Raw genomic sequence first — 25,559 nt, forward strand, 5'->3', positions numbered from 1 at the left:
TCTCCCCGTCACGACGGCGGGAAGGCGCCGGTCAGCGGATCGGGGACAGCAGAGCCAGGCAGAAGACGGCTACGTCGCCATCCGTGCCTGACGAAACGATACCAGCTTGCCGCTGTTTTCATCCCACAGCGCCAGCTTGACGCAGCGCAGGCTCTCAAGAAGGGTGATGCGGCCTATGCCGCGCAGTTCCGGATAATCGCGCAGCACTTCCTGCAGGCGGTAGCCTGGCACCTTCGCGGAGAGGTGATGGACATGATGGACACCGATGTTGCCGGTGAACCAGTTCAGCACCGGCGGCAGGTCATAATAGGAGGATCCGTGCAAGGCGGCACGCTGGAACTCCCACTCATCGTCCTTCGCCCATTCGGTCTCCTCGAACTGGTGCTGGACATAGAACAGCCAGATGCCGGCGGATCCGGCAAGGATGACGATCGGCAGGTGGACGACCAGAAAAGCGCCAATACCGACGAACCATATCAGGATCGACGCTGCCAGAACGATGGCGAGGTTGGTGGCCATCGAGGATACCCAGGGCTTCAGGCCACCGCGCATCATCCCGACCGGCAGCCTTTGCTCGAAGATGAAGAGCCATATCGGCCCCAGTCCGAACATGACCAAGGGATGGCGATAGAGACGATAGGCGAGGCGACCTCTCCAGGACATCCGCCGGTACTCCGCGACCGTCAACGTCTTGATATCGCCAACGCCGCGCTCGTCGAGATTACCCGCGCTGGCATGATGGGTGGCATGAGCACTCCGCCAGCAATCATAAGGCGTCAGCGTAAGCACGCCCAGGACGCGGCCTATCCAGTCATCGGCGGTGCGGTTGGCGAAGAAAGATCCGTGCCCGCAATCGTGCTGGATCATGAAAATCCGCACCAGGAAGCCCGCCGCCGGCAAGATCAGCACCAGCCCCCACCAATGGCCATAGGCAAAGGCAATCGAGGACAGCGCCCAGAGTGCTGCGAAAGGGATCAGGGTGATCGCCAGTTCGACGGCGCTGCGCCGCCTGTCCGGCTTCTTGTAGCGCGCCAGGATCTTCAACCAGGCGCGCTTACTGTTGGCGGCAGTCTCAGGGGAAATCATGTTCATCATGAAGCATAGGCGGAGGGGCCCGGCTCCCGCAAGGCTAATCACGAGAAATTACCGCGCGTAATTGTCGCGATGGGGCGCGGGATCCTCGATCCAGGCCGCGACTTCAGGTTCTGTTCTAACCCTTGCAACTCTGCCAACCCGGATCGCATCCGGTCACATGCATCAATGGCGCGCGCCGCCAGCCATGCTGTTTTCCAGGCCGTCGAGACGTTCGAGCTGGTCCCGGAAGCGGTCGGGAATGTCTTTCTCGGCGCGAAAGGCCGGCAGCGCATGCAGAAAGCGTCTCACCGCCGCCGTGCCTAGCTGGCGCCGGATTTCGGCGGCGATCCGATCTTTCTTTTCGCCCTTGTCGCGGGGTGTCATTTCAAAAATCCTGTGTCGGTTCGAAAATCCTCCAGCCAGCAAATGGTTCCCCGATCGCGCCGCCGGGGCAAGCAAAGGTGGAAGCTATGGTAAAGTTTGAATTAAAATCGAAGCGTCGCACTGATCGCCATTCGGTTTGAACGGCTGGGCGCGTGCCTTCGCTTACCCCTTGATTTTTGCCCACCAAACCTCGATATCGGGCTCAAAATCCACACTATTCGAGATGATGGGAAACGGCGATGAGCGACCAGGCAAAAGACGAACGCGCGCCCGACGAAATTGAGGCGACCGAAGCCAATGCCGAGCGCACGGAAGGTGGCGTCGATGGCGATTATGAAGCGGTTGTGCGGCTCCTGAAGGAGAATGAAGAGCTGAAGGACAGGGCGCTTCGCGTTGCGGCCGAGATGGAGAACCTGCGTCGCCGCACCGCGCGCGACGTGCATGACGCGCGTACCTATGCGGTCGCGAACTTCGCCCGCGACATGCTGTCGGTTTCGGACAATCTGCGCCGCGCGCTGGACGCTATTCCCGCCGAGGCCAAGGCGTCCGGCGATGCGGGTTTCAAGGCGCTGATCGACGGCGTCGATCTCACCGAGCGTGCCATGCTGTCCGCACTGGAGCGGCACGGCGTCAAGAAGCTCGCGCCGGAAGGCGAGAAGTTCGATCCCAATTTCCACCAGGCCATGTTCGAAGTGCCCAATCCCGATGTGCCGGCCAACACGGTGGTGCAGGTCGTGCAGCCGGGCTATTCGATCGGGGAGCGGGTGCTGCGCCCGGCCATGGTCGGCGTTGCCAAGGGCGGCCCGAAAATCGCCGCCGGCGAAGCGCCGGTCGAGCCGGGGCCCGTCAACGAGCAGGCGGAGAAGGATGCGTAGTTAGGGGAATAGCGCAGTAAGGCAGTAAGGCAGTAAGGGGCGTATCAACAGTACGGCTTCGTGCTAAACATACTTCCCTACTCCCCTGCTGCCTTACTCCCTGGTCCCGCCCTTGAACCCCATCGCGCTTCTCGACTATGCCGGCGTTGCGGTCTTCGCGGCGACAGGTGCGCTTGCCGCGTCGCGCAAGCAGCTCGACGTTATCGGCTTCCTTTTCCTGGCGTGCGTCACCGGCATCGGCGGCGGCACTCTTCGCGACGTCATCCTTAACCTGCCGGTTTTCTGGATCGCCAATTCCAGCTATGTGCTGATCTGCGCGGCGGTTTCGGTGCTGGTGTTTTTCAGCGCGCACCGTGTCGAATCCCGCTGGAAGTGGCTGCTCTGGCTCGACGCCGTCGGGCTAGCCGCTTTTTCGGTGATGGGTGCGGCCAAAGGGTTGGCCATCACCGGTTCGCCAGTCGTTTCCGTCATCACCGGCGTGCTGACCGCCACATTCGGCGGCATCCTGCGCGACGTGCTGGCAGGGGAGCCTTCGGTGCTGCTGAGGCCGGAAATCTATGTTACGGCCGCCCTGGTTGGCGCGTCGATCTTCACATTGGGCGATGTCGCCGGACTGCCGCAGATCGTGTCAGGCTTGGCCGGTTTCGCCGCGGCATTCGCCGTGCGCGGCGGCGCGCTCAAATTCGGCTGGTCGTTTGCGTCCTACAAGAGCCGGCCCGGCAGGCGGCCGGAGGATATTTCGTGAGAGAAGGGATTAGGGGTTAGTGATTAGTGAGTAGTGAGTAGTGATTAGGGTTAATCAGTAGGTGTAAATTATGATGTCTTCACTACTGACTACTGACTACTGACTACTGACTACCGATCACGCCGCAAAACGCTGCGCTTCCCCGCCGTAATAATTGACGTAGCGGGCGCCGATCTCCTTGACCGGCATCACCACGAACACATCGACCGTCGAGAATTCACGATCGATGACGCAGCCGTCGCCGATGCGGGCGCCGACCCTGAGATAGCCCTTGACCAAGGGCGGCATCGCAGCGATCGCTGCCTTGGCATTGACCGCCTCGATCGGCATCAGGTCCATGGAACAATAGCGGCCTGCGACGGCGCGCACGTCCCAAGCCGAATTCGTGCGGCAGTGATGCGCCAGATAGGTGAGCGCCTCGGCATGGGCCGCCGGCACCGTGCCCTGGAAAGACGCACAGCCGGTCATCACGCCAATGCCGTAGTGGTTGATGTAGGCCCAGATGCCTTGCCACAACGCCTCGATGGTGCGCTTCGAACGGTATTCCGGCAGGACGCAGGAGCGGCCGAGCTCGAGAAAGCGCTGGCCGGGGTGACGGGCGATGAGCTTGGTCAGCTCGAACTCGCCTTCGGAATAGAAGCCGCCGGCGGCCGCAGCGATTTCTTGCCGCAGCAGCCGGTAGGTCCCGACGATGCGGCGATGTTCGGGGCCGGAAAGCGAGGTATCGAAGACGAGCAGGTGATCGCAGTGCGGATCGAAGCGGTCGGCATCACGGCGGTCCTGCACCTGAAACAGGTTCTTCCTGGCGCCAAGCTCGTCGTAGAATACCCGGTAGCGCACTTCCTGCGCGGCCGCGATCTCGGCCTCGTTGCGGGCCAGCCGCACTTCGAGGTTGCCGATACGGCCGAGCGCTGCGCCCTTTGTGACGGAATCGACATTGCGCCCGGCAAGCAAGGCGCCGCCGGCGTTCGGCCGAGTGTCACATTCCGGCATAACTGTATGCACGAGTGATTCTCCTTCGAGCCATCCCTCTTGGCACGGGGATACGGTGTAGGTGCAACAGGATTGTGACAGTACCGTGATACGGCGTCGCGGGCAATACTTCGTCGGCTGGCGAATACGGTCAACCGGCTACGTTATGCAAAAGCAAGGTGGCGCCGCTCGGCAGGAGATTGAAGAAAAAAAGTCTCAGGCGGCGACCTGCCCCTCGATGGCGTCGACCAGTGCATCGGGGTCGAGCGGCTTGGTGACAAAGCCGCTGGCGCCGTGGGCGAGCACCGCATGGCGGGTCTTTTCCTGGCTGTCGGCCGACAGCACCATGATGGGCACTGGCGGCACGGCCGTCTCCTCCTCATGGCGGCGGATGGCGGCGATGGCGTCCATCCCATCCATCACCGGCATGTGCAGGTCCATCAGCACCACGTCGAAGCGGTGTTTGTGTCCGGCACCGGTAACGGCCTCGACCGCCGCCTTGCCGTTGCCGACAACCTTGACGCGATGACCGGCCTTCAGCAGCGTGGCGCGAGCGAGCATGGCGTTGATGTCATTGTCCTCGGCGATCAGCACCGACAGGCCACGCTGGCGATCACTGGCGGCGCGAAGCGCCGGCGGGTGGGGCTTTTCCGGCCGTGTCGGGGCAAGCGCCGGCGCATGACTGCTCAGAAGCACACGCAAAAGTGTTCCGCCTCGCACCGGTCTGGCGAGGAAGGTCGCGTAGCCGCTGGCGCGGAACTCGCCGAGCATGCCGCGATCGGTCGGGGCGATCAGCGTGATGGCTTCGCAATCGGAAAAACCGCTTTGGCGCAGCCGCTTGAGCAGTCTTCCGTCGCCCTCTTCCATGGCCGCGTCGACCAGCAGCACGTCGCAATCGCCGGAGAACGATGCCGCCTGCGCCACGGTGGTGGCGATATCGACCGCGCCGCCGTTGGCGCGGATGCTGCGGGCGATGGCGTCGGCCTCGACGATATTTCTCGACAGGATTACCGCGTGCCTGCCCTGAAGCGCGTCCATCCGGCCCGGTGGTGGCTCGCTCGCGGAGATGGCCGGGATATCGAAGACGAATTCCGAACCCTGACCCAACCGGCTGGAGACGGAAATCGTGCCGCCCATGGCGGTCACCAGGCGCTTGGAGATGGCAAGACCGAGACCGGCTCCGCCATGCGCGCGCGTCGAGGTACCGTCGGCCTGCTCGAACTCCTCGAAAATGCGCTCCATGTCGTCTTCATGCAGGCCTGGCCCGGTATCCGCGATGGTGAAGCATATGCGGTCGGTGGTTTCAGTGCGGGCGCGCGCTATACTCACCAGCACCCCGCCGCTGTCGGTGAACTTGATGGCGTTGCCGATCAGGTTGAGCAGCACCTGCCTGACCCGGCCCGGATCTGCGGTGATCAATTGCGGCACGTCGGGCTCGACATGGCAGCCGAGGCCGATATCCTTGGAGAAGGCGCGCGCGGCGAGGAGCTCGACAACGTTGTCGGCGATCTCGCGCACCGACATTGGCTGCGGTTCGGGATCGAAGCGTCCCGCCTCGATCTTGGAATAGTCGAGCAGGTCCTCGATGAGGGCCAGCAGGGCGCTGGCCGAGGTCGAAATGGCGCCGACATAGGTCTGCTGCTCCGGCGACAGGCTGGTATCGGCCAACAGCCTGGCCATGCCCATGATGCCGTTCATCGGCGTGCGGATTTCATGGCTGACGGTGGCGAGGAAGCGCGATTTGGCCTGGCTTGCGTATTCGGCCCGCTCGCGCGCGGTGATCAGCGAGGATTCGGCACGCTTGCGGGCGGTGATGTCGCGGGCGATGGCGCGATGCGAGACAGAACCGCTGTCCTTGTCGCGCACCGACAGTTCGATCCACGAGAACCAGCGCGAACCGCCGGGGGTGCGGATGGCGACGTCGGTGGAACTCAGGCATTCATGGTCGGAAAAGGCGGCGTCGGGAACGATACCGACTTCGATGCCAAGTTCAGCCAGGGTCTTGCCGGCGAGGTCGCGCTGGTCGACCTCGACGAGATCGGCGAACACCTTGTTGGCATAGACGATATAGCCGTCGCGGTCGCGGTGGATGACGAGATCGCCAAGCGCGTCGATCAGACCGCGAAAGCGCTCTTCGCTCTCCTGCATCTCCCACATGCGATCGGCCAGCGTCTCGATCTCGGCACGGCTGCGAGCCGTGGTTTCATCAAGCAGCGCGGCGGTGCGGTATTCGTTCCTTCTGGCGCGCAGGTGCAGGCCGAAGCCGGCAAGGCCGGTCGCCAGCAAAGCGAGGCTGATGAAGATCGGCGCGCCGGTCAGGTGCGTCAGCCCCGCCAGCATGATGATGGCGACGAAGGTCAGCAGCGGCAAGCCTTCGCGGCCGGCCAATCGCGGCTCATTCCTGGCCTGTTGCGGCTCAGGCGCCAGCGGCGGTGCGGCGACGAACCGCCGCGCCGACGCCGGCGGAGGTACCGCATCGACGTCTTCGCCAGTCTCCACTTCCTGGATGCCGGATTCCGCGACCATGCGAAAATCCTACCGGACAGAAATTATGGAAGCCTGCGGGGGATCGTTCGAATTTTAGCGGATAGGTTGTTTTACCCCGGCGAACTCACTGCATGTCGACGACGACGCGGCCGCGGATCTTGCCGTCGACGATGTCGCGCGCGGCGTCGATGATGTTGTCGAAGCCGATGGTCGTGGACAGGCTGGCGAGCTTGCGCAGATCCAGGTCGGCGCCGATGCGGCGCCAGGCCTCGAGCCGCACCGGTTTCGGCGCCATCACCGAATCGATGCCGAGCAGCGAAACGCCGCGCAGGATGAAAGGTGCCACGCTCGACGGCAGGTCCATGCCGCCGGCCAGGCCGCAGGCCGCGACGGCACCGCCATAGGAGGTCATAGAGAGCACATTGGCCAGTGTGTGGCTGCCGACGGAATCGATGCCGCCCGCCCAACGCTCCTTGGCGAGCGGCTTGGTCGGCTGGCTGAGTTCGTCGCGCGATATCACCTCCGCGGCGCCAAGATCGATGAGATACGGGCTTTCGGCATTGCGCCCTGTCGAGGCAATGACGTGATAGCCCAGGCTGGACAGGATGGAGACCGCGACCGAGCCGACGCCGCCGGCCGCGCCCGTCACCACCACGGGCCCGCGATCGGGCACGATGCCGTGCCGCTCCAGTGCCATGACGCACAGCATTGCGGTATAGCCGGCGGTGCCGACCGCCATCGCGTCATGCGCGCTGATGCCGTCGGGGAGCGGCACCAGCCAGTCGCCGTTGACGCGGGCGCGCCCGGCATAGGCGCCAAAATGCGTCTCGCCGACACCCCAGCCGTTCAGGATGACCTTGTCTCCCTTGCGCCAGTCGGGATGGGAAGAGGATAAGACCGTTCCGGCGAAATCGATGCCTGGCACCAAGGGCCAGCGGCGAATGACCGGCGCCTTGCCTGATATTGCGAGCCCATCCTTGTAGTTCACCGTCGTCGCTTCGACTGCGACGGTGACGTCACCGTCCATGAGATCGGCTTCGGTGAGGTCGGTCACCGCCACCGACTGTTTCTTTTCGGCGTCGCGCGAAACGAGGATGGCTTTGAAGGTTTCGGGCATTTTTCTCTCCTCGATCTATCGACGTTTGGACTCTGCTGCGGCGGCCGCGCCGGGTCAATCGGTCAGGCGTCGGGACCCTGGGGCTTGGGCTGGCGCCGCCAGCCCAAAACTTCGTCAAGCACGACCAGCGCGGCGCCGACCGAAATGAAGGCATCGGCGAGATTGAACACGGCGAAGGACCAGACCGGAGTGTGGAACAGGATGTAGTCGATGACGTGGCCGTAGACGGCGCGGTCGATCAGATTGCCGAGCGCGCCACCGATGATCAGGGCAAAGCCGGTGCGGGCAATAACATGGCCCGCTGGCGTGTGCGTGGCCAGATAGAGCACGAAGGCGACTACGAGAACGGCGATGATCACCAGCCCGGTATCGCCGAAGGATGAGAACATCGAGAAGGCGATGCCGGTATTATAGGTGCGAAACAGCGCCAGGAAGGGCAGGAGATCGAGCTTTTCCTGAAAGGGAAGGCCGATCTCGACCAAATGTTTTATCCACTGGTCGAGCGCGATGGCCGCGACGACCAGCAGCGCATAGGGAGACCATGATTTCACGATTGGGCAATCCTCATTGCGAATCCACCATAGGGTCCAGTTTCAGCGCGCCGCGGCGGATCTCGAACAGCATGACGCCGGTGGCGACGGCAAGATTGAGCGAATCGGCACGCCCTGCCTGCGGAATCCTGAGCAGCCTGTCGCAACTCGCCGCCAGGCTTTCGGGCAGGCCTTGCTGCTCATTGCCCATCATCAGCAGCACCGGCCCCCGGGAAAAATCGACCGAGCGGTAGTCGACCGCGCCTTTGAGGTGTGTGCCGGCGACGAGACCCGAAAACCCGCCGCGCCAGGCGAGGAATGCCTCGGTCGTCGCCTTGGCCACCGGAACGGCGAAGATAGAGCCCATGGTGGCGCGCACCGTCTCCACCGAAAAGGGATCGGTGGTGTCTCCGACCAGGATCACGCCCTTCGCGCCTACGGCGTCCACCGTGCGGATGACGGTGCCGAGATTGCCGGGATCACGCACCCGGTCGAGCGCCACCCAGACATCGCCATTGTCGGCGCGGATATCCTTCAGGGCCAGGAATTTCTGCGAGAAAACGCCGATCACCATTTGCGGATTGTCGCGGCGGGTTATGGCGACAAGCACTTTTTCCGAGACTTCAAGCACCGTGCCGCCGGAAGCCACCGTGCGCGCAGCGACCTTCTCCACCGCCGCGTTGCCGCGTCCGGCCTTGGCGAAGACCAGGGTCCTGATATGCCAGCCGAGGTCGAGCGCATCGATGACCAGCTTCAGTCCCTCGGCCATGAAGGCGTTCTGCTGGTCGCGGAATTTTTTCAAGGCCAGCGCCTTGATGTCCTTGACCAGCGGATTGGCGAGGCTGGTGACCTCTTTCACCTGCCCGACCGGACGGGCGCCGTCATATCCACTCATCAGGCCACCCAGCGCGAGAACAGCGAGGTCGACAGCGCGCGGCCCGCCGATTTTTCGCGGATGATCAATTCGCCCGATTCAACCCTGCCGCCCATGCCGGCAAAGGTGTCGCGCATGAGGGCATGGATGGCGAAGAAGGAGGCGCGGATCGAATAAGCGGTCAGCACCACGGCAAGCGGTTTCGGGGTCAGGATCGATCGGCAGAGATCGGTCAATGCCGGCAGGTCCTCGAACAACTGCCAGACCTCGCCCTTGGGGCCGCGGCCATAGGCGGGCGGGTCGAACAGAACGATGTCATAGCGGCTGCCGCGGCGCTCCTCGCGCTCGGCGAATTTCACCGCGTCTTCGACGATCCAGCGGATCGGCTTGTTGCCAAGCCCGGCCATCTCCTGGTTTTCGCGGGCCCAGCCGATCGCCTTTTTCGAGGCATCGACATGAGTGACCTCGGCGCCGGCGCGCGCCGCCACCAGCGAGGCAAGGCCGGTATAGCCGAACAGGTTGAGCACCTTGACCGGCCGCCTGGCCGCCGCGATCAGTCCGGCCATGTGATCCCAGTGCGAGGCCTGCTCGGGAAACACGCCGACGTGGCGAAACGAGGTGAAGCGGCCGAGATAGTCGATGCCGTCGTGCTTCATAGGCCAGGTCTCGCCGAGCGGCGTCCCGGGGAAGCGCCAGCGGCCAATGCCTTCCTCGTCGGTATCGCCGGTGAAGACAGCGTCGGCGCGGTCCCATTCCCTTGCCGGTAGCGCCTTCTGCCAGATCGCCTGGCCCTCGGGGCGGACGATCCGATAAGGACCGTATTGTTCGAGCTTCTGGCCGGCGCCGCTGTCGAGCAGCGCATAATCGGCATTGGGTGCCACTTCGAGGATCAGCGGAAGCTGTTCGGCCGGAAGAGCGCCGTCGCGACGGGCCAGGATGCGGGGCGCCGACTTCGGTTCCGGGCGCTCGTCGGCCCTGGCCTCGGGCCGCTCCTGCGGCCTGGCCGTTCCACGGCCTTCATGCGGACGCACCCGTTGCGCACCGCTTTTTGCGGGCGGACGGCTGTCGCGGCGTTTGTCGCGAAAAGATTTCAAGCAGGAGCATCTCCGAGGCGTGGCCGCTTTTGACATAGGGCAACCGGCTTCGCAACCAAGTCCGCCGCGCAAGCGTCGCCTGGTCATGTCGGCTTGCGATGGACCAATGTCAAAGAAACAGGCAAATCTTCGATATGTCCCGCTCCGAACGCCTGCTCGACCTGATCCAGACATTGCGCCGGCATCGCATGCCGGTGAGCGGGCAGTCGCTCGCCGACGAACTCGGGATTTCAATTCGCACGCTTTACCGGGACATCGCAACGCTGCAGGGCCAGGGGGCGCCGATCGAGGGCGAGGCGGGGCTCGGCTATGTGCTGAAGCCCGGATTCATGCTGCCGCCGTTGACGTTCAGCGACGAGGAGATCGAGGCAATTGTGCTCGGTTCGCGCTGGGTCGCCAAGCAGCCGGATTCGCGGCTTTCGTCAGCGGCCGTCAACGCGCTTGCCAAGATCGCGTCGGTGCTGCCTGATGATCTGCGCGAGGATCTCGACGCCACCACACTGCTGGTCGGGCCGCCCGCCCCGACTGTTGAAAGCATCGATCTCGGCCTGGTGCGGCAGGCGATCCGTAACGAGCGCAAGCTGGACTTTTTCTATCGCGATGCCAGCGGCGCGGGGTCGCGGCGCGTGGTGTGGCCGTTCGCGCTTGGCTTCTTCGACAAGGTGCGGGTCGTGGTGGCGTGGTGCGAAATGCGGCAGGATTTCCGGCATTTTCGCACCGACCGCATAGCCGAGCTCAAGACGACGGATCTGCGCTATCCGCGCCGCCGTCAGGCGCTGCTGAAGGAATGGCGGGCAACGCTCGACACCCCACGGCGTTAGCGGTGTGTAAGCTGTCCAGGGCGCCTTTCGTGACGGATACTGCCAGAATCTGACAGTGATGCGCTTTATGTCTGTCCCGGTCGAAACCCCTGGAGAACAGTCATGGTCACCCCCAATTTCGTCATCCTCTACGTCGACCAGCCGCAGCGTAGCGGCGCCTTCTACAGCGCGCTGCTCGGCCGCGAGCCGGTCGAAAGCGCGCCGACATTCGTGCTGTTCGTGCTCGACAACGGTTTCAAACTCGGTCTCTGGTCGAGGCATACGGTGGAACCGGCGGCGGCAGCGACCCGTGGCGGCGCCGAGATCGTCTTTGCCCTGGATACGCCCGAGGCAGTCGATGCCGCCCATGCCGACTGGTCCGGACGTGGGCTGAAGATCCTGCAGGCGCCGACCGACATGGATTTCGGCCGCACCTTCGTTGCGCTCGATCCCGACAACCATCGCCTGCGGGTCTACTGGCTGTCGGACGGGCAGCAGGCAGACGGGGAGCAGGAATGAGCGCGTCTTGGATCGCGGTGGCGTCGGCGCAGCACGTCCGGCGCGGCCGCGAGGGCGGCTTCATGCAGGTCAACCACGGCAAGGCGGCGCCGCTGCGGCGGGTCCAGCCCGGGGACGGCATTGTTTATTATTCGCCGACAACGATTTTGGGCGAGAAAGACGGGCTGCGGGCGTTCACGGCGATCGGCACGGTGCGGGAGGGAGAACCCTATCAAGGCGACATGGGCGGCGGCTTCACGCCCTTTCGCCGCGACGTCGACTGGGCGGCGGCCGGGGAAGCGCCGATCAAGCCATTGCTCGACAGGCTGGACTTCACGGCCGGCAAGCCGAATTGGGGGTATCAACTGCGCTTCGGCCTGTTCTCGGTAAGCGCGGCCGATTTCGCCGTAATCGCCGAAGCAATGGGCGCTAAAGCAGCCGGGACAGTAAGCTAGGTCCGGAGCGCCTTGTAGACGGCAATGCCGGCGGCAAGGTCCTCGAGCGCGGCGCCGACCGACTTGAACAGCGTGATCTCGTCGGCGCTCCGGCGCCCTTGCTTTTGACCGCGCGCCAGCTCGTGCAAGTCGGCTATGATGGCTTCCGGTTTCAACACGCCCGAAGCGAGCGGTATGACGATGTCGCCCGCTTCCTTGGTGGCGCCGGCGCGGGTGTCGACATAGACGCGGGCGCGCCCTATCGCCTCGTCGTCGCTTTCGCGCATTGTCGGGGTGAAGCCGCCGACCATGTCGACATGGCTTCCCGGCTTCAGGCGGGCGCCCTTGATCAGCGGATCGGTGGCGATCGTCGCCGACGAGACGATATCGGCCTGGCCGAGCTCGGCATCGAGATCGGCCGCTGCGCTCGCCGCGAAGCCCTCGGCGCGCAGTCCGGCGGCGACCTTCTCGGCGTTGTCCAAGGTGCGATTCCAGATGCGGATGGTCCTGATCGGCCGCACGGCGCAATGCGCCTTGGCGAGGAATGGCGACAGCGCACCGGCCCCGATCACCAGCAGCCGGGAAGCGTCTTCGCGCGCCAGATAGGATGCGGCGAGCGCCGAGGCGCAGGCCGTGCGCCATTGCGTCAGCCGCTGGCCGTCGATCAGGGCCTCCGGTTCGCCGGTGGCGCCGTTGAGCAGGAGATAGACCCCCATCACTGCCGGTTTGCCGATGGCATTGTTGTCGGGCGAGACGGTAACGATCTTGACGCCGATATGCCCCCCGGCCGAGATGCCGGCTGCGTTGAAGTCGGTCCAGGCCGGCATCAGCAGCAAGGTCGAGGCCGCACCGTCCGGCCGTTCGACCGTGTGATGGTGCCGGACAGGTTGCACCGCGCCGTCACGGAAAGCCCCGCGCAGCGTCTCCACCAGCCCTGGGAAGGTCAACGCCTGGTCGACCTCTGCGGCCGAAATGGTCAGCATGGGAAACTCCGTGAAGAAAATCGCGGGCCCGAGAGGGCCCACAGCGCCGTGCGGCGGTCAGTTGGTCGGCTTCGGCAGCACCGGTCCCTGCGGTGTCGACGGGGTGCGGCCGATCGCCTGGCGCAGGTTCTCGGCCTCGACGCCGCGCTGGCGCGCCAGCTTGCGGTAGCGTCCCTGCTTGACCCAGGTCGCCAGGCTGCCGACGACCATGCCGACGGCGAGGGCCAGGAACAGGAAGATGAACAGCGGCAAAGTGAGCGTCAGCGCCGGATTGCCGGGATTGAACGGATCCAGCGTGAAGGCGACGAGTTCGCGATTGGCGACGGCCAGCGCGATCAGGATGACCGCCAGGGGCACGAAGACCACGATGAGCATGAAGCGATTGAGCATGATGTTTTCCGTCGGAAACCGGCCTCCCGGGAAGGGCCGGTCTGGCGTCGCGCCTACTTTCCGCCATTCAGCCTTTCGCGCAGTTCCTTGCCGGTCTTGAAGAAAGGCACCCATTTCTCCTCGACCTCGACGGATTCACCGGTGCGCGGGTTGCGGCCGGTGCGGGCGGGGCGATTTTTCACCGAAAAGGCACCGAAGCCACGCAATTCGACCCGGTTGCCTTCGGCGAGCGCGTCGGTGATCTCGTCGAAAATCGCGCCGACGATGTTTTCAACGTCGCGCAGGAAAAGATGCGGATTGCGCGTGGCAATAATCTGCACAAGTTCGGACTTGATCATCGGACGGGTCCCCTGAAATCGGTGCGGTCGAAATTATGAGGATGATTTTGTTTGCTTTTTCATCCACCCCAAACGGCGTCTCAAGGGTGCCAGACGGAAACGAGACCGTCAAGAAACAAGCGGTCGGCGCCAAGTTCATGGATGAGATCGCCGCTGTAGTCCGGCAGGCCGAGCGCGCCGGCGATCGTTCTCACCATCGCTTTGGACAACAGGAAGCCGCCGCGCCGCTCCGTGTCCTTCCATTCGACCACCTTGAGTTTCGAGTCGACGCCCTTGGTCGCCAGCCAGTCGATCGCCTCGGTCTCGCCGCCGACGGCGTCGATCAGGCCGTTGGAGACCCCTTGGCGACCGGTGAAGATCGATCCGTCGGCGAGCGCCAGCGCTTGCTCGCGGGTCATCTTGCGGCGTTCGGCGACGATGCCGACGAACCAGTCGTAGCTGTCGAGGATGAGCTTGCGGACCATGGCGCGCTCGTCGTCGTTGGTCGGCTTGAAAGGCGAGGGCGAGGCCTTGAGCGGCGAGGATTTCACTTCCTCCAGCTTGACGCCGAGCTTGTCCATCAGGCCGCTGACATCAGGATACTGGATCAGCACGCCGATCGATCCGACGATCGAGGTCTTGCGGGCGACGATGTGATCGGTGGCGCTCGCGATCATGTAGCCGGCCGACGCGGCGAGCGTGCCGACCTCGGCCGCGACAGGCTTGTCGGCGGCGAGCTTGCGCACCTCCTCATAGATCGATTCACCGCCGACGGTGGTGCCGCCGGGGGAATCGATGGCGAGGATCACGCCTTTCACCCTCGGCGACTTGCGGATGGCTTCCAGCCGCTCGATCAGTTCGTCGTCCTCGGTGATGGTGCCTTCGATCCTGACCTTGGCGATATGATCGACGGCCGAGCCGCCGAAATCGTCGCGATAGAACCAGGCCGAGATCGCAATGACGCCGAGCGCAACGATGGCGATGGCCGCAGCGCGCCAGAAGGTCAGCTTACGCCGCAAGCGGCGGCGGTCGATCAGGTCGTCGGCTCTCAATGCCATGGTCAGCCTCACGGTCGATGGAAAGAGATGCTTTTAGACCATGACGTCCCGGTCTGGAAGCAATTCCGTCTGCGCATGACGCGGCAATCCGCGCGCGGCGCACGCGAGGCAAGTGCGCGTCAGCGTCCGCCAAGACGTCGGTTTCGTGATTGGTCCGTGAAACGAACGGCAGGTAAGGGGGGAGCCGATGGTAACGAAAAATGTACGCCAGACGTCTATTTCTGCTATGAAGCAGGGCTGTCGGTGTTGATCCGTTCTGATCTGCACGACCGCAACTGTCACATTTTCGCGGTTTTCGTCGGCTTGTGCTTGCTTGAAAGCGCCGACGTCCCACCTATAGGCGGTGTTGCCCGGCGGGGCAGGGGTTTTAGAAGAAAGCAGTTATGTTAGCGCGAACGAGTGAAGCGAGCAGCACCGAGACGGAGTTGGCTCCCCCGGCGGACGGCCCGGCGAGGGGGGACGCGTTCGATCGCGCACGGCGGCATTCGCGCCGGGTGCGCGTGCTCAAATTCGCCGTGCCGGTGCTGGCGGCGTTGATCGCCATTGCCTTCCCGGTCTATTCCTACCTCGCCGCACCGGTGTCCGTCGCGGTCCAGGCGGAAGGCACCGCCTTTTCCAACGGCAAGCTGGTGATGGCCAACCCCAAGCTCAACGGCTTCACCAAGCAGAAATTGCCCTATTCCATGACGGCATTGCGCGCCATACAGGACGTCAGCACGCAAGGCATCATCGAACTCGACGGCATCGACGCCAAGGTGCCGATCGCGGCCGACAATGTCGCTGCGATCAAAGCCACGCATGGTACCTACGATCGCGACGGCAATACGATGCACCTGACCAGCGACGTCACGATCGCCACGACCGACGGTCTTCAGGCCAGGTTCAAATCGGTCTTCCTCGACATGGGCAAAGGCACTATGAAGACGGATGACCCCGTGGACGTCAGCCGTGACGGGTCGCAGATCACCGCGAATTCCTTGTCGGTGCAGGATAATGGCAAGGTTCTGGTGTTCGAGAACAAGGTGCGCGTCAATATCGATCCCGCCAATCTGAAGGCGGCAGAGGCAAAGGGCGAAGAAGCGAATGTGGCTCATTAGTTCGACACGGCTTGCCGCCGCAGCTTCGGCGCTGCTTTTGCTGGGGCTTGCGCCGGTGCAGGCGCAATCCAGCGCCGAGAGCGCGTCCGGGCTCAAACTGTCGGGCGACAAGCCCATCCAGATCGAGAGCGACAAGCTGGAGGTCCGGCAGGCGGACAACGTCGCCGTGTTCACCGGCAACGTCACGGTCGTGCAGGGACCGACCCTGCTCAAGTCCGGCAAGATGATGGTCTACTACGTCAAGGACCCGAACGCGGCCGCAAAGGGGACGGAAGCAGCGGGAGCGGCGATGACCGGCTCGGCCAACATCGACCACCTTGAAGTCAGCGGAAAAGTTTACATCAAGTCGAATGACCAGATCGCGACCGGTGATAATGGCACCTTCGACATGAAGACGCAGGTGCTGGTCCTGTCCGGCAAGGAAGTGGTGCTGTCGCAAGGCCCCAATGTCCTCAAGGGCTGCAAGCTCACCGTGCAGATGAAGACCGGCCTCGCCAATGTCGACGGCTGCGGTGGACGTGTCATCATGTCGATGACGCCACCGCCGAAATCGGGAGCGACGAACCCCTGATGGCCAGCCTGTCGTCGCTGACGGCGCGTCTTCCGGGGCGGGCCGCCGGCAAGGTTTCGGCTCCGGCCACGGTCACCGCCGATAAGGCGAAGTTCAAGGGAACCTTGATCGCCAAGGGCCTGACCAAGAGCTACAAGGGTCGCAAGGTGGTCAGCGGCGTCACGCTCGGGGTGCGTGCCGGCGAGGCCGTCGGGCTGCTCGGTCCGAACGGCGCCGGCAAGACCACCTGTTTCTACATGGTCACCGGCCTGGTGCCTGTGGACGAGGGCACGATCGAGATCGACGGCTTCGATGTCACCTCCATGCCGATGTACCGGCGTGCGCGTCTGGGCATCGGCTATCTGCCGCAGGAGGCCTCGATCTTCCGCGGCCTCAGCGTCGAGCAGAACATTCGCGCCGTGCTGGAAGTGGTCGAAAAGAGCCGCAAGGAGCGCGAGCGCAGCCTCGACGAACTGCTCGAGGAGTTCCATATCAGCCATTTGCGCAAGGCGCCGTCGATGTCGCTTTCCGGCGGCGAACGTCGGCGCCTGGAGATCGCGCGTGCGCTGGCCACGCGCCCGGCCTACATGCTGCTCGACGAGCCTTTCGCCGGCATCGACCCGATCGCCGTCGCCGACATCCAGCAACTGGTGCGTCATTTGACGGCGCGCGGCATCGGCGTGCTCATCACCGATCACAATGTGCGCGAGACGCTCGGCCTGATCGACCGCGCCTACATCATCCATGCCGGCCAGGTGCTCACTCATGGCCGGGCCGATGAAGTGGTCGCAAATCCCGACGTGCGGCGGCTCTATCTGGGCGAGGGATTCACGCTTTGAGCGTGAAATTTGTTTCCTGACGCGATTTTTTGCCTGTCAGGGGCCGCTTTTTCGTGATTTTGCTCCGGGATAACGCTCCGGTAAGCGGGTTTTGCTAGCGTTTGCCTTGACAAGCAAAAGCCGGGCCAGTTTCTATCGGTTCGCGAAAATTCCTTCCGGCAGTCCGGATGCAGACGAGGCGTTTGAAACCGAACCATGGCGTTGGCGGCGAAACTACAGCTACGACAGTCGCAGTCGCTGGTGATGACGCCACAGCTGATGCAGTCGATCCGGCTGCTGCAGTTCACCCATGCCGAACTCGAGCACTTCATCGACGAGGAGATCGAGCGCAACCCGTTGCTGGAGCGCGCCGAGCCGCAGGACGACGCCGCCAGCGACCAGGCGCCGAGGACGGAGGCGGCACCGGAAACGGCCGACGACGGCGACTGGTTCGAGACCGAAGCGGGATGGAGCGCCGAGGCGATCTCGGAAAAGCTCGACACATCGCTGGAGAACCTGTTCCCGGACGACCCGGGCACCAGCGAGCGGCTCGGACCAGACCTCACGGCACAGTGGAAATCGGCGACCGGCAATGGCGGCACGTCCTCGTCCGAAGGCTTCGATGCCGGCGACATGGCGGCGACCGCGATCACGCTGCGCGATCATGTCAGCGAGCAGATCGCGCTCGCTTTCGCCGATCCGGCGGCGCGCCTGATCGCCGGCGAACTCGCGGACGGCCTCGACGAGACCGGCTATATGCGCGCCGATATGGCTGAGATAGCCTCGCGCCTTGGTAGCGGCGCCGACGCCGTGGCCAAGGTGCTGTCGGTGTGCCAGACCTTCGAGCCGGCCGGCCTGTTCGCCCGCGACCTTGCCGAATGCCTGTCGCTGCAACTTGCCGTGCGCGACAGGCTCGATCCGGCGATGAAGGCGCTGATTGCCAATCTCGAACTCCTGGCGCGCCGCGATTTCCACACGCTGAAGCGGATCTGCGGCGTCGACGAAGAGGACCTGCTGGACATGCTGGCCGAGATCCGGGCGCTCGATCCGCGGCCGGGCATGGCATTTTCGGGCGGCGCCAGCGACGCCGTCATTGCCGATGTCGAGGTGCGCGCGGCCAATGACGGCAGCTGGACGGTCGAGCTCAACGCCGAAACGCTGCCGCGCGTGCTGGTCGACCACATCTATTTCGCCCAGGTTTCGCCGCACGCCAAGAACCAGGCCGAAAAGGATTTCCTGGCCGAGTGCCTGCAGAACGCCAATTGGCTGACGCGCAGCCTCGATCAGAGGGCAAAGACCATTCTCAAGGTCGCATCGGAGATCGTGCGCCAGCAGGATGCCTTCCTCGTCCATGGCGTGCGCCAGCTGAAGCCGCTCAACCTGCGCACGGTGGCCGACGCCATAGGCATGCACGAATCGACCGTCAGCCGGGTCACCGCGAACAAGTACATGCTGACGCCGCGCGGCGTGTTCGAACTGCGCTATTTCTTCACCGCCTCGATCGCCTCGTCGGGCGGTGGCGAGGCGCATTCGTCGGAAGCGGTGCGTGACCGCATCAAGCAATTGATCGACGAGGAAAAAACCGTCGACGTCCTGTCCGACGACGCGATCGTCGACATGTTGCGCGAAAGCGGCGTCGATATCGCCAGGCGTACGGTCGCCAAATACAGGGAAGGCATGAATATCCCGTCCTCGGTGCAGCGCCGGCGCGAGAAGCGGGCCCTTGCCAGCGCCGGGCGCTAGGTTCGGCGATTTCCACAGGGTTCGTGCTTCATTGACAAGCTGCGGTGAAGTGGCTAGAAGCCCGCCCGCATGAGACGGGCTCGGCGCCCGCTAGCGGATGGTCCGTCACGACAATGGCCTAGGGATGGTCAAGAAGGCGGCTTGTGATCAACCGGAAAGTTTGGATTTAAATCGGCGCGAGTGACGCCGCAAAGCTTGTGCGCACGGACCACGAGTATAAACTCCGGCCAGTTTGAAGCCTGAGCAAGGAAGGTCAGTTTTCAGATGAATCTGCGCATATCGGGAAAACACATGGATATCGGCGATGCGTTCCGTACGCGCATCAACGATCGTGTCGGCGAGGCGATCGGCAAATATTTCGACCGCGGCTTTGCCGGACATGTCACCGTCATCAAATCGGGCTCGCGCTATTCGGCGGATTGCATGATCCGGCTGGATTCCGGCGCTTCGCTGCAGGCGACCGGCGATGCCCAGGACCCGACGCTGGCTTTCGAGGCCGCGGCGGATCGTCTGGAAACCCGGCTTCGGCGCTACAAGCGCCGGCTGAAATCGCACAATTCGGGCAATGGCGAGCTCACCGATATCGCCTACACGGTGATGGCGCCACTCGCCGATGACGACGAGGACATTCCGGAGGATTTTGCGCCGGCCATCGTCGCCGAATCGACCATGACGCTGAAGACCATGTCGGTGGCGTCGGCGGTCATAGAACTCGACACAAAGGACAGTCCGGTCTTCGTCTTCCGCAACGCCGGAAACAATCACGTCAACATCGTCTATCGCCGGCCGGATGGGAACATCGGCTGGATCGATCCGTCCACGACCAAGGTCGCACAGGGATAAAACCGGCCGCACGAGGGGTGGGGACTGGTGACGGCAGGCGAACAAGGGATTTTCAAGTATGGATCTGAGCGATCTCATCAACGTTCCGGCGATATTGCCGGCGTTGAAGGCGAACTCCAAGAAGCAGCTTCTGCAATTGCTGTCGGAGAGGGCGGCCGCGATTTCCGGCATTCCGGAGCGGGAGGTGTTCGACACGATCCTGCAGCGCGAGCGGCTCGGCTCGACGGGGGTCGGCAACGGCATCGCCATTCCGCACGGCAAGCTGGCCGGCGTGAAGCGCATCGCCGGCGTGTTCGCCCGCCTGGAGACGCCGGTCGATTTCGAGGCGCTCGACGACCAGCCGGTCGACCTGGTGTTCCTGCTGCTGGCCCCTGAAGGGGCCGGCGCCGATCATCTGAAGGCGCTGTCGCGCATCGCGCGGGTGCTGCGCGACGCCGATACGGTGGCCAAGATCAGGGGAACGCGCGACGCCGTGGCGATCCACGCGCTTTTATCGGACACCCAGGCCTCGCACGCGGCCTGACGTTTTCTGGATGAACAATGGTAGGGCCGCCACGGGCGGCCCCGTTCGTTTTCAGCGGAAAATCGCCTTAATGAATGGCGACCGTGGTCAGGTCGTTTTCCATGGCGCCGGCCAGCGCGCGATCGCGCGCATCTGAAAGCAGGATCGGCTGGCCGTTGGCGGCAAACAGCGCCCACAATTCCATGCCGGGCGCGATTTCGCCAATGCCCGGGAAACGGCCGAGCAGTTCCTCGCTCGTAACCTTGCGCAGATAAGCGACCGAGCCCTCGCCGAGATGGGCGAATTCACCGCTGGTCATGGTGGGATTTTGTGTAGGATTTTGGTCAGTTCTGGTCATTTCAAGCCTCCTTGGCGCGAGACGCCGCCCTGGTTCTGGGCAGTAGGCCATCCCGCATGAGAGCCATCGGCAAAGATCAGTCTTTCACCGATATGTTTATTTTCCGTACCAGCCGCTCGGACTCGGGCCGATCGAGATCGATCGACAAAAGGCCGTTCTTCAGCTCCGCCGCAATCACCCGCATGCCGTCGGCCAGCACGAAGCAGCGCTGGAATTGGCGTGCGGCGATGCCGCGGTGAAGAAATTCGCGCTCGGTATCGTCGGTCTGACGACCGCGCACGACCAACTGGTTTTCCTCCGTGGTGACATCGAGATCGCTTTCGGCGAAACCGGCGACAGCGAGCGTGATGCGCAGCCTTTCGGCCTTGCCGTCGGCGCCGCTGAGCCGCTCGATGTTGTAAGGAGGATAGCTGTCACCGGATTTCGCCAGGCGCTCCAGCGTCTTTTCCATGGCGTCGAAACCCAGGAGAAGCGGGCTGGAGAAAGGCGTCATTCGGCTCATGTTACATTGTCCTCTCAAGAGCGACATAAACTGGAAAAACCCAGATGGCATTTTTCCCGATGGTCTTGATATGGTCCGCCCCACGACCAAGTTCAAGCCATCAAAACACCCGCCCAAAAAGACCACGTCGTGGACTCACAAGAATGATCGACATGGCGCTTGAAACGGCAGTGAGATGCAAGGAGAAGCGCTGCGCCGGGATTCGTCCCCCGGGCGGAGCGGTTCGGCAGCTCAAGGCCGGTTCGGTGCGTTTCGCATGCTCGCTCGGACGCATGAGCTCATGGCCAAACAAGGAATTGAAATGCCCCAAACACGCAAGATCATCATCGACACGGATCCTGGCCAGGACGATGCCGTCGCCATATTGCTGGCGCTTGGCAGCCCCGAGCTGGAGATCGTCGGCATATCAGCCGTAGCCGGCAACGTGCCGCTGAACCTTACCGAAAAGAACGCCCGCAAGATCTGCGAACTGGCCGGCCGACCCGACATCAAGGTCTATGCCGGCGCCGTCCGTCCGCTGGCGCGTGAACTGGTTACGGCCGAGGCGGTGCATGGCCAAACTGGCCTCAACGGGCCACAATTGCCCGAACCGACGATGAAGCTGCAGGATAAGTACGCCGTCGATTTCATCGTCGAGACGCTGATGAAGGAAGAGAGCGGCAGCATCACGCTGTGCGCTCTCGGGCCGCTCACCAATATCGCGCTGGCGCTGATCCGCGAGCCGAAGATCGCGCCGCGCATCAAGGAAATCATCCTGATGGGCGGTGGCTTCTTCGAAGGCGGCAATGTCACGCCGGCGGCCGAATTCAACATTTATGTCGATCCGCACGCGGCCGAGGTGGTGTTGAAATCCGGCATTCCGATCGTGCTGATGCCGCTCGACGTCACCCACAAGGCGCTGACCACCGCCAAGCGCACCCAGGCCTTTCGCAAGCTCGGCACCAAGGTCGGTACCGCAACGGCCGAGATGCTGGAGTTTTTCGAGCGTTTCGACGAGGAGAAATACGGCACCGATGGCGGGCCGCTGCATGACCCCTGCGTCATCGCCTACCTGTTGAAACCGGAGCTGTTCAAAGGCCGTAACTGCAATGTCAGCGTGGAAACCAGCTCGGAACTGACCATGGGCATGACCGTGATCGACTGGTGGGGCGTCACCAAGCGGGAAAAGAACGCCAAGGTGATGGGCGACATCGACCATGACGGCTTCTTCGCGCTGTTGCTGGAACGGCTGGGGCGGCTTTAAATCCGCCTCCTTACCCTCTCCCCTCGCGGGAAAAGGCGGCCTCGCGAAGCGAGGTCGGATGAGGGGTGTTCCGGGGAACGCCGACGCCTCACTCCGTCACGCACCCCTCAACCATCTCGGCGTTGCGCGCCGATCCACCTTCCCCCACAAGGGGGAAGGAAAGGCGGCGGTGCTCACTTCGACCGTGAAAACGCCAGCCACAGGCCGCCGCCGATCATGAAGCTGCCGCTGATCCTGGACAGGAGCTTGACGCGGCGGGCGGACAGGATGCGACCGGCGCGGCCGGCGGCCAGCGCATAAGTCGAATCCGACATGGCGGCGAAGATCATGGCGGTGAGGCCCATGACGGCGATCTGCAGCGAATAATTGCCTTGCGGCGCGATGAATTGCGGAAAGAAGGCGCCGAAGAAGATCAGCGTCTTCGGGTTGCTGAGCGCTACCAGCAGGCCCTGCACGAAAAAGCCGCCGCGCGGCTTCCGCGCCGTTCCGTCGGCGTTCAGCTTGCCCTTGGACCGGAACATCTGCACGCCCATCCAGATCAGGTAGGCGGCACCGATCAGCCGCACCCATTCGAACCAGTGCCCCATACCCGATATCAGCGTGTTGAGGCCGATGCCGACGATGGCGATCATGACCGCCAGGCCGGCCTGCGTGCCGGCGACATTGGCCAGGCCGGCGCGGGAGCCATGACGGATGCTGTTGGCGATGATCAGCGTGACCGTCGGCCCTGGCACCAGGATGATGACGACGCACGCAAGGACATAGGCGGCATAGAGTTCCAGCGACATGATTTTTCCCTCGGGCAGAATGCCGCCTGTGCGGCGCCACAATCAATGCATGGCGGCGATGCCGGTGCAAGCCGGCACATGGAGCCGCGCGATACGCAGATGCACCGGATTCAGGCGCCGGACGGCCACGGCAGTGTCGTCTCATAGGCCGCCGCCGCCTTCAGCACAGCCATGTCGCCACGCGGCCGGCCGATCAGTTGCATGCCCATCGGCCGGCCTCTGGCGTCGAAGCCGACCGGCACGCTGACGGCCGGGCAGCCGCCCATGGTGGCGGGCGCCGAAACCTGCATCCAGCGGTGATAGCTGTCCATCGGCCGGCCGGCGATCTCGCGCGGCCAATGGGTGCCGACGTCGAACGGAAAGACTTGCGCGGTCGGCAATGCAATCAGGTCGAAGCGGTCGAACAGCGACAGCAGCGTCCGGTACCAGGACGTCCGGACGACCGAGGCGGCGCGAATCCGAGGCGCCGTCAGGAGTTGCGCGTTCTCCACCTCCCAGACGGCTTCGGGCTTCAACAGGGCGCGCCTGGCAGGATCGTCATAATGCACTTTCAGCGCGCAGCCGCTGCTTGCCTGGCGCAACGTCACGAAGGCCTGCCACAAGGCCTCGAAATCAAAATCCGGCACCAGTGCCTCGGCCTTGAACGAGGCCTCCCCGAAGCGGTCGAGCGCGGCCTGGCAGAGCTCGAGGATGCCGGGCTCCATGGGCAAATGCCCGCCCAGATCGCCGAGCCAGGCGACACGGCCGCCTTTGGCGGGCATATGCAGGCCTTCGAGGAAGGAGCCTTGTTTCTCATAGGACAAGGGTGCGCGCGGATGATGGCCCGCCTGCACGTCGAGCAGCAGCGCCATGTCGCCGACATTGCGACCCATCGGCCCATCGACGCCCATCTGGGCATGAAAGACCTCGACGTCCGGGCCGCCGGGGACGAGCCCCTGCGATGGCCGGAAACCATAGACATTGTTCCAGGCGGCTGGATTGCGCAACGAGCCGCCGAAGTCGCTGCCGTCGGCGACGGGCACCATGTCCAGCGCCAGCGCCACCGCGGCGCCGCCGCTCGAGCCGCCGGCGCTCAAATCTGGATCAAAGGCGTTCAGCGTCGGGCCGAACACGGGATTGTAGGTGTTGGAGCCGAGGCCGAATTCGGGAACGTTGGTCTTGCCGATGATGATGGCGCCGGCCTTGCGCATGCGCTCGACGAAGAAATCGTCCTCCTGCGGCACGAAATCGGCGAAGATCGGCGAGCCGAAGGAGGTGCGCAGGCCGCGGGTCATTGCGAGATCCTTGACCGCGATCGGCAGGCCGAAGAGCGCACCGGCCCGGTCCGGACGGGCATCGGCTGCGTCGGCCTCGCGCAGGATATCGCTACGATCGCGCAAGGAAACGATGGCGTTGACGAGCGGGTTGACGGCTTCGACGCGGTCGAGGAATGCCGTCACGACCTCACGTACCGAAAGTTTCCTTTGCCGGATCGCGTCGGCCAGTTCGACGGCAGACAGGCGGCAGATGTCGCCGGTCGGTGGCGCGGCATGCTTTGTCTGGGGGCGCATTCTGGTCGTCTCAGCGGGATTTCAGGAGTGCCTGGTCGACATCGGCGGCCAACGGGATGGCCGGCTGGGCGCCCGGCTTCAGGCATGCCAGCGAGCCGGCCGCGCCGGCCCGGGCGAGCGCCTGTTCGAGGGGCAGGCCCGACGACAGGCCGGCGGCGAAATAGCCGCAAAAGGTGTCGCCTGCACCAACCGTGTCGACCGGGGTGATCTTCAATGCGGGCACCGTCAGGGAATCGGTCGGCGTCGCCGCCATCACGCCGTCGCCGCCGAGCGTGACGACGATGGCGCGGCCGGTTTTCCCGGCAAAGTCGCGCATCCGTGCCGCGCGGTCGCGCCCGCTCAGCGACAGCACCTCGCCATAGAGGTCGAACTCAGTCTCGTTGGCGACGACATAGTCGGCCTTGCCGAGCAAGCCGGCCGCGTCGCGATGGAAGGGTGCGGTGTTGAGCACGGTGACGGCACCGGCCGCGCTTGCCTGATCGAGCGCGGCTTCGACGGTCGCAAGCGGGATCTCGTGTTGCAGGAGCATGACATCGCCTTTTCCGGGGAAGGCCTTGGACAGGTCGCCGGGCAGCACCGAGGCGTTGGCACCCGGTACCACGGCGATAATGTTCTCGCCATCGTCGCCGACCATGATCAGCGCGGTGCCCGTCGAGGCAAAAGTTTCGCCCACGCCAGACAGATCCACCTTGGCCTGGCGCAGCAGCGCCAGGGCCTCGCCGGCGAAACTATCCTTGCCGACGGCTCCCACCATGCGCACCTTGGCGCCGGCGCGCGCGGCGGCCAACGCCTGGTTGGCGCCCTTGCCACCGGGCGCGGTGGCGAAACCGGAGCCGCTCACCGTCTCGCCAGGGCTCGGCAAGCGGTCGACATTGGCAATAAGGTCGAGATTGATCGAGCCGACGACGATGATCAAGGAATGCCTCCTCATGA

General features: G+C 63.9%; 29 protein-coding genes. 12 read left to right on the plus strand and 17 right to left on the minus strand.

Translation table 11 applies throughout. The annotated features are described in order from the left end of the window. Positions 1–69: 69 nt before the first annotated feature. Together LB547_RS19600 and LB547_RS19605 are read right to left on the minus strand one after the other, a co-directional pair. Complete coding sequence (locus LB547_RS19600; RefSeq protein ID WP_140763321.1) at positions 70–1,092, minus strand: fatty acid desaturase; 1,023 nt, start codon at positions 1,090–1,092, stop codon at positions 70–72. A 165-nt stretch (positions 1,093–1,257) separates the two neighbouring features. Further along, positions 1,258–1,458: a hypothetical protein gene (locus LB547_RS19605; protein ID WP_140500234.1), complete on the minus strand. Its 201-nt coding sequence runs from the start codon at positions 1,456–1,458 to the stop codon at positions 1,258–1,260. A gap of 239 nt (positions 1,459–1,697) precedes the next feature. Here LB547_RS19605 and grpE point away from each other — a divergent pair, with 239 nt between their 5' ends. Beyond that, complete coding sequence (gene grpE, locus LB547_RS19610) at positions 1,698–2,333, plus strand: nucleotide exchange factor GrpE (protein WP_140500232.1); 636 nt, start codon at positions 1,698–1,700, stop codon at positions 2,331–2,333. A gap of 112 nt (positions 2,334–2,445) precedes the next feature. Next, positions 2,446–3,078, plus strand: a complete 633-nt coding sequence (locus LB547_RS19615) for a trimeric intracellular cation channel family protein (RefSeq protein ID WP_140560243.1) — start codon at positions 2,446–2,448, stop codon at positions 3,076–3,078. A 117-nt stretch (positions 3,079–3,195) separates the two neighbouring features. Here LB547_RS19615 and LB547_RS19620 read toward each other — a convergent pair whose 3' ends face one another. From LB547_RS19620 to LB547_RS19645, 6 genes are all read right to left on the minus strand, one after another. Further along, on the minus strand, positions 3,196–4,083 hold the full coding sequence (locus tag LB547_RS19620) for a GNAT family N-acetyltransferase (RefSeq protein WP_140500229.1): 888 nt from the start codon (positions 4,081–4,083) through the stop codon (positions 3,196–3,198). Positions 4,084–4,266: 183 nt separating this feature from the next. After that, positions 4,267–6,576: a PAS domain-containing hybrid sensor histidine kinase/response regulator gene (locus tag LB547_RS19625; RefSeq protein WP_140763228.1), complete on the minus strand. Its 2,310-nt coding sequence runs from the start codon at positions 6,574–6,576 to the stop codon at positions 4,267–4,269. Between the two features lie 85 nt (positions 6,577–6,661). Beyond that, positions 6,662–7,654 (minus strand): MDR family oxidoreductase, encoded by a 993-nt coding sequence (locus tag LB547_RS19630; RefSeq protein WP_140500225.1) that lies wholly within the window; start codon positions 7,652–7,654, stop codon positions 6,662–6,664. A 62-nt stretch (positions 7,655–7,716) separates the two neighbouring features. Further along, positions 7,717–8,205 (minus strand): signal peptidase II, encoded by a 489-nt coding sequence (lspA, locus tag LB547_RS19635; RefSeq protein WP_140500223.1) that lies wholly within the window; start codon positions 8,203–8,205, stop codon positions 7,717–7,719. Between the two features lie 13 nt (positions 8,206–8,218). Further along, the gene (locus LB547_RS19640; protein ID WP_140566078.1) at positions 8,219–9,079 is read right to left on the minus strand and encodes a TrmH family RNA methyltransferase; all 861 of its coding nucleotides are present in this window, start codon (positions 9,077–9,079) and stop codon (positions 8,219–8,221) included. After that, positions 9,079–10,152: a class I SAM-dependent rRNA methyltransferase gene (locus LB547_RS19645; protein ID WP_140566082.1), complete on the minus strand. Its 1,074-nt coding sequence runs from the start codon at positions 10,150–10,152 to the stop codon at positions 9,079–9,081. The genes LB547_RS19640 and LB547_RS19645 overlap by 1 nt, the downstream gene beginning before the upstream one ends. A 134-nt stretch (positions 10,153–10,286) precedes the next feature. Between LB547_RS19645 and LB547_RS19650 the strand changes: the two genes are divergently transcribed. The 3 genes from LB547_RS19650 to LB547_RS19660 all read left to right on the plus strand — a co-directional run bounded on the left by LB547_RS19650 (position 10,287) and on the right by LB547_RS19660 (position 11,905). Next, entirely contained in the window at positions 10,287–10,973 is a 687-nt protein-coding gene (locus LB547_RS19650) for a helix-turn-helix transcriptional regulator (protein WP_140676839.1), read from the plus strand. Between the two features lie 102 nt (positions 10,974–11,075). Beyond that, a complete protein-coding gene (locus LB547_RS19655; RefSeq protein ID WP_140676841.1) occupies positions 11,076–11,471 on the plus strand; it encodes a VOC family protein in 396 nt (131 codons plus the stop codon). Beyond that, positions 11,468–11,905, plus strand: a complete 438-nt coding sequence (locus tag LB547_RS19660) for an EVE domain-containing protein (RefSeq protein WP_140676844.1) — start codon at positions 11,468–11,470, stop codon at positions 11,903–11,905. Before LB547_RS19655 ends, LB547_RS19660 begins: the two co-directional genes overlap by 4 nt. Here LB547_RS19660 and LB547_RS19665 read toward each other — a convergent pair. From LB547_RS19665 to sppA, 4 genes are all read right to left on the minus strand, one after another. Continuing rightward, positions 11,902–12,867 (minus strand): ornithine cyclodeaminase family protein, encoded by a 966-nt coding sequence (locus LB547_RS19665; protein WP_140566092.1) that lies wholly within the window; start codon positions 12,865–12,867, stop codon positions 11,902–11,904. The two genes, LB547_RS19660 and LB547_RS19665, sit on opposite strands and share 4 nt — an antisense overlap. Positions 12,868–12,924: 57 nt before the next feature. Next, a complete protein-coding gene (locus LB547_RS19670; protein ID WP_140522516.1) occupies positions 12,925–13,257 on the minus strand; it encodes a DUF1049 domain-containing protein in 333 nt (110 codons plus the stop codon). A 53-nt stretch (positions 13,258–13,310) separates the two neighbouring features. Then, positions 13,311–13,595 carry an integration host factor subunit beta gene (locus tag LB547_RS19675; protein ID WP_006200394.1) on the minus strand — a complete coding sequence of 95 codons (285 nt, stop codon included), beginning with the start codon at positions 13,593–13,595 and terminating at the stop codon, positions 13,311–13,313. Positions 13,596–13,675: 80 nt separating this feature from the next. Then, positions 13,676–14,632, minus strand: coding sequence for a signal peptide peptidase SppA (gene sppA / locus LB547_RS19680; RefSeq protein WP_140763226.1), 957 nt, complete (start codon positions 14,630–14,632; stop codon positions 13,676–13,678). Between the two features lie 383 nt (positions 14,633–15,015). On the opposite strand from sppA, the gene lptC reads away from it, so the two are divergent. From lptC to ptsN, 6 genes are all read left to right on the plus strand, one after another. Then, positions 15,016–15,729, plus strand: coding sequence for an LPS export ABC transporter periplasmic protein LptC (gene lptC / locus LB547_RS19685; protein ID WP_140522513.1), 714 nt, complete (start codon positions 15,016–15,018; stop codon positions 15,727–15,729). Further along, positions 15,716–16,300 carry an LptA/OstA family protein gene (locus tag LB547_RS19690; RefSeq protein WP_140676847.1) on the plus strand — a complete coding sequence of 195 codons (585 nt, stop codon included), beginning with the start codon at positions 15,716–15,718 and terminating at the stop codon, positions 16,298–16,300. Before lptC ends, LB547_RS19690 begins: the two co-directional genes overlap by 14 nt. Continuing rightward, on the plus strand, positions 16,300–17,118 hold the full coding sequence (gene lptB / locus LB547_RS19695) for an LPS export ABC transporter ATP-binding protein (protein ID WP_140500202.1): 819 nt from the start codon (positions 16,300–16,302) through the stop codon (positions 17,116–17,118). Before LB547_RS19690 ends, lptB begins: the two co-directional genes overlap by 1 nt. Positions 17,119–17,313: 195 nt before the next feature. Further along, entirely contained in the window at positions 17,314–18,840 is a 1,527-nt protein-coding gene (gene rpoN, locus LB547_RS19700; RefSeq protein WP_140558403.1) for an RNA polymerase factor sigma-54, read from the plus strand. A gap of 264 nt (positions 18,841–19,104) precedes the next feature. After that, the gene (gene hpf, locus LB547_RS19705) at positions 19,105–19,683 is read left to right on the plus strand and encodes a ribosome hibernation-promoting factor, HPF/YfiA family (RefSeq protein WP_140500197.1); all 579 of its coding nucleotides are present in this window, start codon (positions 19,105–19,107) and stop codon (positions 19,681–19,683) included. A 58-nt stretch (positions 19,684–19,741) separates the two neighbouring features. Continuing rightward, positions 19,742–20,206 carry a PTS IIA-like nitrogen regulatory protein PtsN gene (gene ptsN, locus LB547_RS19710; RefSeq protein ID WP_135898701.1) on the plus strand — a complete coding sequence of 155 codons (465 nt, stop codon included), beginning with the start codon at positions 19,742–19,744 and terminating at the stop codon, positions 20,204–20,206. Between the two features lie 67 nt (positions 20,207–20,273). Here the strand turns inward: ptsN and LB547_RS19715 are convergent, their stop codons facing one another. Together LB547_RS19715 and LB547_RS19720 are read right to left on the minus strand one after the other, a co-directional pair. Continuing rightward, positions 20,274–20,543 carry a DUF1150 family protein gene (locus LB547_RS19715; RefSeq protein ID WP_140500195.1) on the minus strand — a complete coding sequence of 90 codons (270 nt, stop codon included), beginning with the start codon at positions 20,541–20,543 and terminating at the stop codon, positions 20,274–20,276. A 76-nt stretch (positions 20,544–20,619) separates the two neighbouring features. Further along, the gene (locus LB547_RS19720; RefSeq protein ID WP_013893014.1) at positions 20,620–21,045 is read right to left on the minus strand and encodes an Hsp20 family protein; all 426 of its coding nucleotides are present in this window, start codon (positions 21,043–21,045) and stop codon (positions 20,620–20,622) included. Between the two features lie 301 nt (positions 21,046–21,346). Between LB547_RS19720 and LB547_RS19725 the strand changes: the two genes are divergently transcribed. Continuing rightward, positions 21,347–22,288: a nucleoside hydrolase gene (locus tag LB547_RS19725; RefSeq protein ID WP_140500193.1), complete on the plus strand. Its 942-nt coding sequence runs from the start codon at positions 21,347–21,349 to the stop codon at positions 22,286–22,288. Positions 22,289–22,461: 173 nt separating this feature from the next. On the opposite strand, the gene LB547_RS19730 is transcribed toward LB547_RS19725, so the two are convergent. The 3 genes from LB547_RS19730 to LB547_RS19740 all read right to left on the minus strand — a co-directional run bounded on the left by LB547_RS19730 (position 22,462) and on the right by LB547_RS19740 (position 25,542). Beyond that, positions 22,462–23,076 (minus strand): LysE family translocator, encoded by a 615-nt coding sequence (locus LB547_RS19730; RefSeq protein ID WP_140522507.1) that lies wholly within the window; start codon positions 23,074–23,076, stop codon positions 22,462–22,464. Between the two features lie 110 nt (positions 23,077–23,186). Continuing rightward, positions 23,187–24,626: an amidase gene (locus LB547_RS19735; protein ID WP_140672254.1), complete on the minus strand. Its 1,440-nt coding sequence runs from the start codon at positions 24,624–24,626 to the stop codon at positions 23,187–23,189. A 10-nt stretch (positions 24,627–24,636) separates the two neighbouring features. Further along, on the minus strand, positions 24,637–25,542 hold the full coding sequence (locus LB547_RS19740) for a ribokinase (RefSeq protein ID WP_140558410.1): 906 nt from the start codon (positions 25,540–25,542) through the stop codon (positions 24,637–24,639). Positions 25,543–25,559 lie beyond the last annotated feature (17 nt).

The organism is Mesorhizobium sp. B264B1B, from assembly GCF_020165765.1.
Classification (GTDB): Bacteria; Pseudomonadota; Alphaproteobacteria; order Rhizobiales; family Rhizobiaceae; genus Mesorhizobium.